Source organism: Dyella sp. Tek66A03 (assembly GCF_052567735.1).
Window position 1 is genome coordinate 2,225,284 of the sequence record NZ_CP199584.1, and the last position, 13,943, is coordinate 2,239,226.

General features: G+C 61.8%; 9 protein-coding genes. 3 read left to right on the top strand and 6 right to left on the bottom strand.

The features are described 5' to 3' along the window. Positions 1 to 20: 20 nt before the first annotated feature. The 4 genes from ahpF to ACT01B_RS09835 form a co-directional block, all read right to left on the bottom strand. Entirely contained in the window at positions 21 to 1,601 is a 1,581-nt protein-coding gene (ahpF, locus tag ACT01B_RS09820; protein ID WP_445147167.1) for an alkyl hydroperoxide reductase subunit F, read from the bottom strand. A gap of 164 nt (positions 1,602 to 1,765) precedes the next feature. Next, positions 1,766 to 2,329 (bottom strand): alkyl hydroperoxide reductase subunit C, encoded by a 564-nt coding sequence (gene ahpC / locus ACT01B_RS09825; RefSeq protein ID WP_445147168.1) that lies wholly within the window; start codon positions 2,327 to 2,329, stop codon positions 1,766 to 1,768. Between the two features lie 355 nt (positions 2,330 to 2,684). Then, positions 2,685 to 4,946 (bottom strand): catalase/peroxidase HPI, encoded by a 2,262-nt coding sequence (katG, locus tag ACT01B_RS09830; protein WP_445147169.1) that lies wholly within the window; start codon positions 4,944 to 4,946, stop codon positions 2,685 to 2,687. Between the two features lie 1,067 nt (positions 4,947 to 6,013). Beyond that, on the bottom strand, positions 6,014 to 6,652 hold the full coding sequence (locus tag ACT01B_RS09835; protein ID WP_445147170.1) for an HD domain-containing protein: 639 nt from the start codon (positions 6,650 to 6,652) through the stop codon (positions 6,014 to 6,016). Between the two features lie 158 nt (positions 6,653 to 6,810). Here ACT01B_RS09835 and ACT01B_RS09840 point away from each other — a divergent pair, with 158 nt between their 5' ends. The 3 genes from ACT01B_RS09840 to ACT01B_RS09850 all read left to right on the top strand — a co-directional run bounded on the left by ACT01B_RS09840 (position 6,811) and on the right by ACT01B_RS09850 (position 9,738). Next, positions 6,811 to 7,779: a GlxA family transcriptional regulator gene (locus tag ACT01B_RS09840; RefSeq protein ID WP_445147171.1), complete on the top strand. Its 969-nt coding sequence runs from the start codon at positions 6,811 to 6,813 to the stop codon at positions 7,777 to 7,779. A gap of 382 nt (positions 7,780 to 8,161) precedes the next feature. Beyond that, complete coding sequence (locus ACT01B_RS09845) at positions 8,162 to 8,629, top strand: cupin domain-containing protein (protein WP_445147172.1); 468 nt, start codon at positions 8,162 to 8,164, stop codon at positions 8,627 to 8,629. 140 nt (positions 8,630 to 8,769) lie between these two features. Continuing rightward, positions 8,770 to 9,738 (top strand): SOS response-associated peptidase family protein, encoded by a 969-nt coding sequence (locus tag ACT01B_RS09850; protein ID WP_445147173.1) that lies wholly within the window; start codon positions 8,770 to 8,772, stop codon positions 9,736 to 9,738. Positions 9,739 to 9,798: 60 nt separating this feature from the next. Here ACT01B_RS09850 and ACT01B_RS09855 read toward each other — a convergent pair whose 3' ends face one another. Together ACT01B_RS09855 and ACT01B_RS09860 are read right to left on the bottom strand one after the other, a co-directional pair. Beyond that, positions 9,799 to 11,442, bottom strand: a complete 1,644-nt coding sequence (locus ACT01B_RS09855; protein ID WP_445147174.1) for a 3-(methylthio)propionyl-CoA ligase — start codon at positions 11,440 to 11,442, stop codon at positions 9,799 to 9,801. Positions 11,443 to 11,630: 188 nt separating this feature from the next. After that, positions 11,631 to 13,433, bottom strand: a complete 1,803-nt coding sequence (locus ACT01B_RS09860) for a DUF1302 domain-containing protein (RefSeq protein WP_445147175.1) — start codon at positions 13,431 to 13,433, stop codon at positions 11,631 to 11,633. Positions 13,434 to 13,943: the final 510 nt, after the last annotated feature.

Below are 13,943 nucleotides of genomic sequence, written 5' to 3' on the forward strand. Positions count from 1 at the left end.
CATCCCTTGCCGGCAAGCCATCAGGCGGCGAGCGCGTCTTCCGGGATGGGCAGGCGGATCAGATAATCGAAGGCACTCAGCGAAGCCTTGGAACCTTCACCCATGGCGATCACGATCTGCTTGTAAGGCACGGTGGTGACGTCGCCGGCAGCAAACACGCCCGGCAGTGAGGTTTCGCCGCGTGCGTCCACTTCGATCTCGCCGCGCGGCGACAGTTTCAGCGTGCCCTTGAGCCACTCGGTGTTCGGCAGCAGACCGATCTGCACGAAGACACCTTCCAGCGCCACCTGGCGGCAATCGCCACTGCTGCGGTCGGTGTAGACCAAGCCGCTGACCTTCCGGCCATCACCTTGGACTTCGGTGGTCTGGGCGCTGACGATCACGTCCACATTCGGCAGGCTGCGCAGCTTGCGCTGCAAGACTTCGTCCGCGCGCAGCTTGCTGTCGAATTCCAGCAGGGTGACGTGACCGACGATGCCAGCCAGATCGATCGCCGCTTCCACACCGGAGTTGCCGCCACCGATCACCGCCACGCGCTTGCCCTTGAACAGCGGGCCATCGCAATGCGGGCAGTAGGTGACGCCCTTGTTGCGGTATTCCTGCTCGCCCGGCACGTTCATATTGCGCCAGCGCGCGCCGGTCGAAAGGATTACGGTTTTCGATTTCAGCGTGGCGCCATTGGCCAGGCGCACTTCGTGCAGACCGCCCGGCTCATCGGCAGGAATCAATTGTTCGGCGCGCTGCAGGTTCATCACGTCCACGTCGTATTCGTGCACGTGCTGCTCCAGCGCAGCAGCCAGCTTGGGACCTTCGGTATAGGTCACCGAGATGAAATTCTCGATCGCCATGGTGTCCAGCACCTGGCCGCCGAAGCGCTCCGCGGCCACGCCAGTTCGAATGCCTTTGCGCGCGGCATAGATCGCCGCTGCAGCGCCGGCCGGGCCACCGCCAATCACCAGTACATCGAACGCCGGCTTGGACTTGATTCGTTCGGCGGCACGATCGCCAGCGCCGCTATCCAGGCGAGCGGCGATCTGCTCGATGCTCATACGACCCGTGTCGAACGGTTCGCCATTGAGGAAGACGGTGGGGACTGCCATCACCTGGCGCTCGTTCACCTCGTCCTGGAACAACGAGCCGTCAATCGCCACATGCTTGATGTTGGGATTGAGCACGCTCATCAGGTTCAGCGCCTGCACGGTGTCAGGGCAGCTATGGCAGGACAGCGACATGAAGGTCTCGAAGCGATATTCGCCGTCGAGATTGCGCACCTGTTCGATGACTTCCTGCGTAGCCTTGGACGGATGCCCGCCCACCTGCAGCAGAGCCAGCACCAGCGAGGTGAACTCATGTCCGAGCGGGATGCCGGCGAAACTGACACTGACGTCCGTGCCCAGGCGATTGATCGCGAAGGATGGCTTGCGCGCATCGGTACCGTCGGGGCTCAGCGAGATCTTGTCAGAGAGGGACGCGACGTCCTGCAGCAGGCCCAGTAGTTCCTGCGACTTGGCGCTTTCGTCGAGCGAGGCCACCAGCTCGATCGGGTGCACGACCTTTTCGAGATAAGCCTGCAATTGGGACTTTAGATCGGCATCCAGCATGGTGACTCCTCGGGTTTCTTCGGGGTGCATCCCATCATCACCCGGCGGCGCCGGGCGTCATGGAAGCAGGGAATTCGGAGGTCGGACCTGGCGATGCGCCAGATCCGGGGGCGGCTCGATGCAGCGAGCCGCCAAACAGAACACTTACTTGGATCTTGGGTGGCTTAGATCTTGCCAACCAGGTGCAGCGACGGCTTCAGGGTGCTCTCGCCTTCCTTCCACTTGGCCGGGCACACTTCACCCGGGTGGGAGGCCACGTACTGGGCGGCCTTGACCTTGCGCAGCAGCTCGGACGCGTCGCGGCCGATGCCGTTGTCATGGATCTCGCACAGCTTGATCTGGCCTTCCGGATTGATCAGGAAGGTGCCGCGCAGCGCCAGGCCTTCTTCCTCGATCATAACTTCGAAGTTGCGGGTGATCGCGCCGGTCGGGTCGCCGATCATCGTGTACTGCACCTTCTTGATCGAGTCGGAGGTGTCGTGCCAAGCCTTGTGCGCGAAGTGGGTGTCGGTCGAAACCGAGTAAACGTCAACGCCCAGCTTCTGGAATTGGGGATAGAAATCAGCCAGGTCTTCCAGCTCGGTTGGGCACACGAAGGTGAAGTCGGCCGGATAGAACACCACCACCGACCACTTGCCCTTCAGCGTGGCGTCGGAAACTTCGATGAACTGGCCTTCCTTGTAAGCATGGGCCTTGAACGGTTTGATTTCGGTATTGATCAACGACATCGTGATTTCGTCCGCAGTGGTTAGTGGAGGCTGCAGGTTAACGGCCTTGACACGATTGAGCCAATTGATTGTTGCCATGAACACGATTGACTGGGGCTATGGCTGCGCCTGGCTCGGCCGTTCGTGGCGACGCGAGCCGACGCAGAGATTGAGCGTGGGTAAGGCTTTCGGGGACAGCCCGCCGACGGGCGGCTTCCTGCGAGGAGCCGAGGGTGGGTCGCCAGCGCGAAACCCGTTGCAGGCCATCACCGATGGTGAAGCCGCTTCAGTGGCATCCGGCCTCGAGCGGGTTCGGGGTAGCCCGAACCCGCTCGAGGTTGCCAGTTACTAGCCTTCTAGGACCTGGGCGCTGAAATCACGCCAGGTCGAAACGATCAAGGTTCATCACCTTGGTCCAGGCGGCCACGAAGTCCTTGACGAACTTCTCCTGCGCGTCCGAGCTTCCGTAGACCTCCGCTACGGCCCGAAGCTGGGAGTTCGAGCCGAAGATGAGGTCGACACGCGTGCCGGTCCACTTGGCCTTACCGGTGGCGCGATCAAACCCCTCGAAGACGTCGTCGTCTTTCGACTTCGACTTCCACTCCGTGCCCATGTCGAGCAGGTTGACGAAGAAGTCGTTGGTCAACGTTTCCGGTCGCGTGGTAAAGACGCCGTGCTTGCTCTGGTCGACATTGGTATTGAGGACCCTCATGCCGCCGACGAGCACCGTCATTTCGGGTGCGGACAAGGTCAGCAGTTGCGCCTTGTCTACCAGCAAGGCTTCGGCCGATACGCTGTATTGCTTCTTCTGATAGTTGCGGAAGCCATCGGCGATCGGTTCGAGCACGGCGAAGGCCTCCACATCGGTCTGCTCCTGCGAGGCGTCCGCGCGTCCCGGGTTGAAGGGAACCGTTACAGCGTGCCCGGCATTCTTCGCGGCCTGCTCGACGCCTGCGCAACCCGCCAGCACAATCAGGTCGGCCAGCGATACCTTCTTGCCGCCAGACTGCGCGCCGTTGAACTCGCCCTGGATCTGCTCAAGGGTCTTCAGGACTTTCGCCTGATCGCCATGCTGGTTGCTCGCCCAATCCTTCTGCGGGGCGAGACGAAGGCGCGCACCGTTCGCGCCACCACGCTTGTCGGAGCCGCGGAAGGTCGACGCCGAGGCCCAGGCGGTCGACACCAGTTGCGAGACGGACAAGCCCGACGCCAGGATCTTGCCCTTGAGCGAGGCGATGTCCTTGTCATCGATCAAGGGATGGTTGACCGCGGGAATGGGGTCCTGCCAGATGAGCTCTTCCTTGGGGACCTCCGGGCCGAGATAGCGCGCGATGGGGCCCATGTCGCGGTGAGTCAGCTTGAACCACGCCCGCGCGAACGCGTTGGCAAGCTGGTCCGGATGCTCAAGAAAGCGCCTCGAAATCTTTTCGTAGATGGGGTCGACCCTGAGCGAAAGGTCGGTGGTCAGCATGGTCGGCGCGTGGCGCTTGGCCGGGTCGTGGGCGTCTGGAATCGTGCCGGCACCGGCGCCGTTCTTCGCGGTCCACTGGTTGGCGCCGGCCGGACTCTTGATCAGCTCCCATTCGTAGCCGAACAGGATTTCGAAGAAGCTGTTGTCCCACTTGGTTGGCGTGTTGGTCCAGGTCACTTCCAGGCCGCTGGAAATCGTGTCACCGCCTTTGCCCGTGCGGAAGTCGCTCTTCCAGCCGAGGCCTTGCTCTTCGAGGCCGGCGGCTTCGGGCTCGGGTCCCACATGCGTCGCCGGACCGGCGCCATGGGTTTTGCCGAAGGTGTGGCCGCCCGCGATGAGTGCCACGGTCTCTTCGTCATCCATGGCCATGCGTGCGAACGTCTCGCGGATATCGTGCGCGGCGGCCACCGGGTCTGGATGGCCATCGGGGCCTTCCGGGTTGACGTAGATCAGGCCCATCTGCACGGCGCCCAGCGGATTCTCCAGATGGCGCCCATGGTCGGTGCGGCTGGTCTCGCTGCCGTGCAGCTCTTTCTCAGCCACGATCACGCCTTCACCTTCGCCCGTGGGGCCCTTGCCGTAGCGGATGTCGCCGCCCAGCCAGGTTTTCTCATTGCCCCAATAGACGTCTTCCTCGGGCTCCCAGACGTCCTCGCGGCCGCCACCAAAACCAAAGGTCTTGAAGCCCATCGATTCCAGCGCGACGTTGCCTGTCAGGACGATCAGGTCGGCCCAGGAAATCTTGGCGCCATATTTCTGCTTGATCGGCCAGATCAGCCGGCGTGCCTTGTCGAGGCTGACGTTGTCGGGCCAGCTATTGAGTGGCGCGAAGCGTTGCTGGCCGGCTCCTGCGCCGCCGCGACCGTCACCGATGCGGTAGGTGCCGGCACTGTGCCAGGCCATGCGTATGAACAAGCCTCCGTAGTGGCCGAAGTCCGCCGGCCACCAACTCTGCGAGTCGGTCATCAGCGCCAGCAGATCCTTTTTTACGGCCGCGTAGTCGAGGGTCTTGAACGCTTCGGCGTAGTTGAAGCCCGTGCCCATGGGGTCGGACGAGGACGAACGCTGGTGCAGGATCTTCAAGTTCAACTGGTTCGGCCACCAGTCTCTGTTCGACGTACCGCTGCCAGCGGTGTGAGTGAACGGGCACTTCGTTTCGGTTGACATGTAGTCGCTACCTTTGGTCGTTTGCTTACAACCACTCGGCCCGATTAGGAGCCCGAGTACCGATAATAAATAGGTGTCGCCAGGGTCAATGCGATCTTGGTGATGCGAGCGTTTCCACGGGTTGCCCGTTCAGCACACCACAACGAGCGCATGCATCGCGTCAGTGGGCACTGGCGGTCGGCAACTCGTATTGCGGCGTCCGGTGATCAAATATTTCGACTTGCGCTTGGCGTCCTTTGCAGTGGCAGGAAGAGACGTGCGTCTAGCGCTGCGGCAGCTTCGTGGCGAAGCGCTACCGCTGGGAGTCTAGGTCAGCGTTTCCATCGATGGAAATCGTTTATTCCGATGCGAACCATAGTCGCAGGCTATGGATTGGCGGCGATCGTTGGCGCTGGCCCGGGCAGCCGACGATGGCTGCTTCTGCAGACTGGTTCATCGCAGCCGTGCTCGCTAGTTCACGAGGTGCGCCTCACTTCGAACCCACCCTGGCGCCGCAGCCCCAGCAGGGTGGCGTATATATAATATCAATATAATACATTATATTACATAATAAACATCATGTTGATACTCACCAAAAACCCAGCATATCACGCGCTGCCTTGATCAACCGGCAGGTTTCTTTGGATCGACCTTGGTCGGCGTAGGAGCGCACCCGGTGCGCGATCACGGCGGTACCGCTACGTAGGTTTTCACTCGGGCCATCCTTGGCCCTCGCCCTCCGGGCAGCTTGCGCTGTGCAAACCGGCAGTCCTGCCGGTTTGTCACTCGGGCCATCCTTGGCCCTCGCCCTCCGGGCAGCTTGCGCTGTGCAAACCGGCAGTCCTGCCGGTTTGTCACTCGGGCCATCCTTGGCCCTCGCCCTGCGGGCAGATGGTGCTGTGCAAAGCGGCAGTCCTGCCGCTTTGTCGCGCACAGGGTGCGCTCCTACGCTCGAGCGATCCTTGGTCATCGCCCGGCGGGATGACCAAGTGCCCCGGCCAACACTCAAGCCACGTCATGCATGATGACGCCCATACAGCCTTTCGCCCGCGGGGTCAGGCGATAGGGCGACTGAGAAAGTCGAAGGATCAATGTGGCCATGCCGAAGCCATGATGATGCTGCAGAAATTGCCGCGATGGAAATGCGGCTCCTTGAGCGCCATCACGTCGGCCTTGACGTTGCCGAAGGTCGTGTCCGGCTTGCGCTTGATGCCCTGATAGAAGGCCTCGATGATGTCTTGCTTGAATTGCGTGCCACGCGGGTGCGCTTCGACGATCGACGCACGATCGCTGTCCGCGACATGGGGGAACCCTAGGCCCAACACGTCCATCTCGACGCCCGCCGTGAGCAGCGCCACTTCGGGCTTCATGAATTCTGGAATGCCTGGCGTTGTATGCAGCGCGATGCTGGTCCAGACCAGGTCGATGGTATTTTCGGCAATGCCGTGACGACGCAGAAAATCCGCAGCTGCATTGGCGCCGTCCACCTCGAAACGCTTGTCGGGGCTGCTATACCCAGGCATGAGCCCCATGTCGTGGAACATCGCGCCGATGTAGAGAAGCTCGGGATCGAATACCCGCTGCTTGTTCTTGCCGGTCAGCGCTCCGAACAGAAAGACCCGGCGCGAGTGATGGAACAGGAGATCGGTTTCGGTATCCCTCACCACGTCGGTGACTTCACGGGCCAGCTGGCTGTCCGGAATGTGGATTCCTGCAATGGTGGTCATGGGTGTACTCCAGGTCTGGGCAATCGCGGATACGAAAGTGCACCGGCTTTGCCTGACTCATTGGAGCTCCAAATTCCCATGGCATGGATTGGCGCAATGTGCAAAACCATGCCATTGTGTGCCGGAACCAGACACGCGCGTGCAGCGGCGCCAAGTACATGCTCAAGACGATTGCCATCCTCGCCTGTCCGGGTGTCCAGCTACTGGATGTCTCAGGCCCCCTGGACGTGTTCGCCGAGGCCAACCGGCAGGCCGGACACACGGTCTACCAGCTACGGGTGATCGGAACTTCCGGGCGCGCCATCGAAAGTTCGTCGGGCGTCCGACTGTTGCCCGACGCGACCCTTCGCGATCCGCTGGGCCGGCTTGATACCGTGCTGGTGGCCGGTGCGCCCAATCTGCCCGAGGCACCGGTCAACCTGAGCGTGCTCGAGTGGCTTCGAAGCGTGGCCGCAAAGAGTCGGCGCTTTGGTTCCATATGCAATGGCGCACTCGTCCTGGCCGCCAGCGGTCTGGTCGAAGGGCGTCGGATCACGACCCACTGGGGTGTGGTCGAGGCCCTGCGACTGCGGCACCCCGACGTGATCGTCGAGGCTGATGCGCTATATGTCCGCGATGGCCGCGTGTGCACGGCCGCCGGCGTTACCGCGGGAATGGATCTGGCCCTGGCCATGGTCGAGGAGGATCTCGGCCGCGACCTGGCCATGCGGGTCGCCAGCCAGTTGGTGATGTTCTTCAAGAGGCCGGGCGGGCAGCTGCAATTCAGTCGCCACGGCGAGGCCGAGTTGGCAGGTCACTCGGCCATACAAGCGTTGCAACGCTGGATCGGCGCCAATCCCGCGGAGGATCATTCGGTGGCTGCGCTTGCGCACCGCGCCGGTCTCAGTCCGCGCCACTTTGCCCGCGTATTCCATCAGGAAGTTGGCGTGCCGCCTGCGGCGTACGTCGAACACGTCCGCGTGGAAGCGGCGCGCCGATTGCTTGAGATCGGCAACGACGCGCCCAAGAAGGTGGCCGGTCTATGTGGCTATGCTGACGTCAACGGCCTGCGACGTGCCTTCGTGCGCAGGCTGGGCGTGACACCCGCCGACTATCGGCGCCAGAACCGCTCAGCCGACATGCGCTAGCGCGATGAGGTTGGCGCGACCAGGGGCTCATGTCGGGTCATCGGCGTCCGGTCGGTGCGAGAAGCACGGCGTATGCGTTGGGCATGGAACAAACCAAGGTCCATCGCGCCGGTCGTTTGAAAGTCGAATCACGATCAGAATCGGCGATCCACGCCACGTAGCTCTCCTCTAAAGAGGACGCTGCAGTGGCGTTAAACACCTCCGGACAAGACCGTTAAGATGCCTGCTCACTACGACATGTGGATCAGGGTCGAAGAGATAGCGTTATTGCACCATGGTGGCGTCGATACCATCGTTCGATGGAACTGCTGCTGCGCTTTTGCTCCGATAACGCCGCTATTCAGTACTTGGCAACTGTCTCTCACGTCGAAGGAGGGTCGTCATGGTGCATGCGTCAGAAACCAGTCAATCCAAGGTTGCGCCCCCAGCCCACCAGCCTGACCAGGACCGATTTCACGCGATCCGGCCCGAGGACGTGCAGTGGATAACGTTTCCGGCCTACCCGCCCGCGGTTCGTTTGGCCATCGTCGTGGGGGACCCGACCAAGCCTGGACCTTATACGATCCGCGTAAAGGTGCCAGGTGGCAACAAATTCATGCCGCACAAGCATCCGGAAGACCGCGTCTACACGGTGCTGTCGGGCGTGTTCTACATCGGACTGGGCGAGCAATTCGATGAGAGCAAGCTCACCGCGTACGCCCCGGGCAGCATCGTGGTGCTGCCAGGCAACCAGCCACACTTCCACTGGGCCAAATCGGGTGAATACATTACCCAGATCACCGCGATAGGACCCTTGGGTCTGGACTATATTGACCCGAACAATGATCCGCGCACTGCGAAACATCCCTAGTCGAACGTCGTCTCCCGTCATGCCCGTGTTGAGTGCACATGACGCTAGCACCGGCAGGCAAGCATTCGTGTCGATGGCACGTCCGCACTTCGAACGTCGCTTGCCATGGGCCCGCTATCCCGCCAGCCGAGCACCTGACCATGTGCTACTCCGCCCAGATCGAGGCCGACTACGACAAGTTCGTGCGTGAATGGGGGGCTGTCATCAGCCTCAAGCGCTTCGTGGAGTTGTTTTGGGAGAAGCGCAAGGATGGCCAGTGGGTAAAAATCCCCAAGGCGATGCGCGAGGCGTTCCGAAAGCCCCGCGGTGAGGATGAATTCGAACTTGCAACCTTGGTCGCCGAGGGTGATCGCGAGCAGATCGAAAAGTATGCGGCCGAACTGCGGGCGCAGAACGAGCGTTTGGCCAAGGCCGAGGCCATCCTCGCGGGAGCGAAGCCTACGAAGGCGGCCGCCAAGGATCAGGAGGTGGCCAGCCGAAAGATCACGGCAGCGCAGCACAATCTGGATGACATGCAGCGCAAGCAGCCGCTGGACAAGGACTCGCGCATCTACCCCGGCCAATACGCGCCGGTCATGATCGAGAAGGACGGCAAACGCATCGTGGTTCCGATGCGCTATCAGTGCCGCCTGCCTGGTTGGACCGAGGCGATGGAGCGGCAGAAGCCAGGCACCTATAACGCCCGGCGGGACAATCTGGAACGGGTCTGGGGAAAACTGTTTGGTCACCGTCACGGCATCATGATCGTGAGCCGGTTCTACGAGAACGTATCCCGCCACAAGATGGAGGGCAGGGAGTTGCGGCCGAGCGAGAAGGAAGAGAACGTGGTGCTTGCGTTCGATCCGCAGCCGCCACAGGAGATGCTGGTGGCGTGCCTGTGGAACATGTCGCCAGGTGGCGACCATGACATCGACCTGTTCTCGTTTGCCGCGATCACCGACGAGCCGCCGCCCGAAGTGCTGGCCGCCGGTCATGACCGTTGCATCATTCCCATCAAGCCGGACTACGTGGACTCTTGGCTCAGGCCCGACCCAAACAACTTGCAAGCCCTGTACGGCATCCTCGATGACCGGGAGCGCCCTTATTACGAGCATCGGCTAGCGGCTTGAGCCGCGGCCACCCGCATCGATCTACGGTGCTGGGCGCTGCCCAGCACGGCAGCGCTTGAATTAGCCCGGTTTCGTCGTCGAACTGGCTGCGTAGTGGTCGCCGAACTGCTCCCTAAGCGTGTTCTTGAGTACTTTTCCGGTGGCGCCAAGGGGAAGACTGTCGAGGAAGACGACGTCGTCAGGTTTCCACCACTTCGCCAGCTTGCCTTCGAAGAAGGAGAGCAGCTCCTCCTTTTCGAGCGCGCTGCCCGGTGTTTTCGTGATCAGCAGCAAGGGGCGTTCGTCCCACTTCGGATGGCGCACGCCGATGCATGCGGCGCTCGCGACGCAAGGGTGAAGGCAGGCGACGTTTTCAATGTCGATCGAACTGATCCACTCGCCGCCGGATTTGATGACATCCTTGCTCCGATCGGTAATCTGCATGAAACCGTCGCTGTCGATCTTGGCCATGTCCCCGGTCGGAAACCAGCCATCACGGAGCGGCTGGCCGGTTGGGGCACCGAAATAAGCGCTGGCAACCCACGGGCCTCGGACCATTAGATCGCCAACGGCCTCGCCGTCCCACGGCAGCGCCTTACCATCAGGATCGACGATCTTCATGTCGATGCCGAACACCGCTCGTCCCTGCTTGGCCTGGATGGCGTAACGCGCGTCGTCAGCGAGTGAGAGCTGGTGTGGCTTGAAGCTGCAAACCGTGCCTAGCGGACTGAGTTCGGTCATGCCCCATGCGTGCAGTACGTCGACCCCGTGCACTTTCTGGAACTGCGCGGCCATCGACGTAGGGCAGGGCGCGCCGCCAATCACGGTACGCTGCATGGACGAAAAGGCCTTGGCTTGTCCGGAAACATGCGAGAGCAGGCCTTGCCAGATGGTGGGTACACCGGCGGATACGGTGACTTGCTCAGCTTCGATCAACTCATAGAGCGATCGGCCATCAAGTGCTGGCCCGGGAAGCACAAGTTTCGCGCCGACCATGCAGGCGATGAACGGCAGACCCCACGCGTTCACGTGGAACATCGGCACTACCGGCAACAGGGTATCGCGTGCGGAGCAATTGAATGCATCCGGCAACGCGCCGGCATACGAATGCAGTACGGTGGAGCGGTGACTGTACAGAACGCCTTTCGGGTTGCCTGTCGTCCCCGATGTGTAACAGAGCGATGAGGCGGTGTTCTCGTCCATCGACGGCCACGTGTAGTCGTCGTCGTTGGCGTCGATCAGGTCTTCGTAGCAGAGCAAGGCGCCGATCGATGTCGCGGCCGGCATGCGATCGGAGTCGCACATGGCCACGAAAAGACGTTGCGTGGTCAGGCGCGCCTGCAGTGCTTCCATGATGGGCAGGAAGGTCAGGTCGAAGAAGATCGCCTGATCGTCCGCGTGATCGACGATATAGGCGATGTGGTCAAGATGGAGCCGCGGGTTGATGGTATGCAGGACGGCTCCCGAGCCCGACACGGCGAAGTTGAGCTCCACGTGGCGATAACCGTTCCATGCGAGCGTAGCCACGCGATCGCCAGCTCGGATGCCGAGACCGGCCAGTGCATTTGCCATGCGTCGGGATCGCGTAGCAAGGTCGACGAAGCGATAGCGATGAAGGTCGCCTTCGACTCGCCGTGACACGATCTCCTGGTCGCCATGGTGTCGTGCGGCGTGGGTCAACAGGGACGCGACAAGCAGCGGCTGCTGCATCATCAAACCATTCATTGTCGGGTTCCGCGTTTACGTGTGAGTAACGGTGCAAGGCGCGCCGCGGACGCATGCGTCCCCCGTCTGCCTCTCAGCTTGAGACGAGGGTTGCATGGGTTGTCGCGTGATGGTGCCAAGGGCTTCAATCGATATAGGTGTCACCCGGCATGCCCGCTTGTCGCGCGACGATGCCGGGTGGACTCCGGTCAGAACGTGGTCTGGAATGTGAGGTCGATGTAGTTGCGATCCCGCAGTAGCGAAGCAAGACCCGCACTGGAAGTCACCACGCCGGCGGAGTTGGTCGCGATGCGGCCAAGGTAGCCGATGTACTTCAGGTCAAAGCGGTAGCGCGAGTGCACATCCGCGCCGATGCCGTAGGAGTAGCTGCCGTTGCCCTTGTTGCCACCGAAGGTGACGGCAGAATTTCCCGATAAGCCCATGGCATAGGTCACCGGCGCCAGCAGGTCCACGCCTGGATAGACCTGGAACCAGGTCGGCGTGAAGTTCACCTGGGTACCGAAGAAGGTGCGCGTAGGCTTGTCGATGCCGGTGTAGGTGCGGGCTCCTGTGAACGCGGCTGCGTTCTGGGTCACCTTGTCCCAACCGTTGCCGACGAACTCGACCACGTAGTTGGCGGTATTGAACAGCGGGGTCTGCGGAACCACGCCGGCAAAGTCGGTGACCATATGCCAGGTGTCACCGCGGGCACCCGCAGTCTGCCCGGAGTCGGGCAGGCTGGTAATGGCGCCCACTACCTTGCGGGCCAGCGGCGCCGGCAACACCTGCACCGGGATACTGGTGAGGGGCATATTGTGGCGATAGCTCAGCTCCGTACTCACGCTGACGCCGAGGATCTGCTTGGCGAAGCTGAAGCCATAGACGTCGATGTCGCTGCCGTAGCTGGCCATGTACTGGCCGATATTGCCCTGCTTGATGTTGCTTAGGCTCGCCGCCGATGGGTTGATGTAGCAAGCTGCGCCGAGTGATTTGTCGCCGAGTGCGCGGCATGTGGCGGCGGGTAAAGCAGCCACGGCCGGGAGCACGATAAGCTGCGGCTGGATGTCCGACGTGCGGCGATAATAGAGGCCGAACGTGGCATCCAGCGCGTCCGGCGACCAATGTGAGGCGATGCCCCAGTCGCCCGTCTGATTAGGCGTAATGTCCTGGCCGCGGAGTGCGCGCTGTGTCGCATTGATGTACAGCGATTGACCGCCCTGGAGGACGGCATCGTTCGGATTCATGTAGGAGCCCGACTCCGGGTAGTGCACCTGTTCCCAGCTGAGGTAGTACTGAGCCTCGAATGACAGGCTGGTGGTCGCCTGAATCTGCGTGGATACCTGCGTGCGTGGGCGGAACAACTCCTTGGCCGACACGCCGGGGTTCGTTAGCAGCTTGCCAATATCCAACGAGGCTTGGCCGTAGCTGATGGCGTTGATCGGATTGAGCAACGCCTCACCCCAGAAGACGTCGTAGCGGCCGGCCTTGGCGTTGACGTTGACATCGTCAATCGTCCAGCCGCCGAACACGAACGCATCCAGCAGCTCGCCTGAGGGGCCGTGGAAGTAGCGGTCGGTGTAATTGGGAAGACCCAATGCCGGCGCGCCGTTCACGATGTGATTGGACGATGACACGTGCGTATTGTCGAGCGAGTTATAGGCCGCGTCATACCAGCCCGTGCCGCTCACCCGGAAGCCATAATGCTTCTTCCACACCAGATCGAATTCGCTGATCAAATCGACGCGATTGGTCACAATGCTGTGGTCGGCAAAATTGCGGTCACCGTCGTCGTTGTTCGGACTCCTGAGAATCGACGCCGATTGCGGACTCGCGCGGTGACCGAGGTTGTAGCGAACGGTGTTGTCCCAACGTATGTCAAGGTCAGGGTTACCCGTGTTGAATTCCGTTGCGTGCGCCGCTCCTACAGAGCCGAGCGCAGCTGCCACGGCCCATGCCATCAAACGAATGGCTGGAGCGCCGCGGCGCTCGATCTCCCCTTTCAACTTCTTCATGCAATTCTCCTCCCCCAGTGTCTGTGCAGTGTCCGCAACCCCGGCGGGCGTCCGGTCACCACAAACAACGCTTCGCGGTCCTGGCAGTGCCGGCCTTGATCACGTTGTCGTTCGGTGGTCGGAACATCACTCGCGGGTACATCTCGCCAAGCCGCCCAATGAAGCTCTCCCCGGTGGCGCGGCAAATCTTTCAGGAGTGGTCACTACTGCCGGAGCTGCGTGATCGCTGGTCGCGCGCCATGCCATCGGCACGCCTGGGATGTCTCTCCCCTCTCCAGCGAGGCCGCCAGTGGTGGCTTCTGCTTTGACGAGATTCATGGCGATGGTTGCCGAAGGCCCCCCCCACTCCGGTGGGGGCACGGGGAGGGGTGTCGGCAGACGTCGCGCCGAACACTCGCGATGAAGTTCGCTTCGATGACAGACAGGTATCTCGCCCGCTGCGACGCGATGGATCGAGCGCCGGCAGATAGCATCTGACTGGCCGTCACGATTCCAGCACGACCGAAGTGC

Coding starts and splice junctions, on each gene's coding strand:
- ACT01B_RS09860 (WP_445147175.1), bottom strand. CDS start 13,433: ATGAAGAAGTTGAAAGGGGAGATCGAGCGCCGCGGCGCTCCAGCCATT.
- ACT01B_RS09835 (WP_445147170.1), bottom strand. CDS start 6,652: ATGACCACCATTGCAGGAATCCACATTCCGGACAGCCAGCTGGCCCGT.
- ACT01B_RS09840 (WP_445147171.1), top strand. CDS start 6,811: ATGCTCAAGACGATTGCCATCCTCGCCTGTCCGGGTGTCCAGCTACTG.
- ACT01B_RS09845 (WP_445147172.1), top strand. CDS start 8,162: ATGGTGCATGCGTCAGAAACCAGTCAATCCAAGGTTGCGCCCCCAGCC.
- ahpC (WP_445147168.1), bottom strand. CDS start 2,329: ATGTCGTTGATCAATACCGAAATCAAACCGTTCAAGGCCCATGCTTAC.
- ACT01B_RS09850 (WP_445147173.1), top strand. CDS start 8,770: ATGTGCTACTCCGCCCAGATCGAGGCCGACTACGACAAGTTCGTGCGT.
- ACT01B_RS09855 (WP_445147174.1), bottom strand. CDS start 11,442: ATGAATGGTTTGATGATGCAGCAGCCGCTGCTTGTCGCGTCCCTGTTG.
- ahpF (WP_445147167.1), bottom strand. CDS start 1,601: ATGCTGGATGCCGATCTAAAGTCCCAATTGCAGGCTTATCTCGAAAAG.
- katG (WP_445147169.1), bottom strand. CDS start 4,946: ATGTCAACCGAAACGAAGTGCCCGTTCACTCACACCGCTGGCAGCGGT.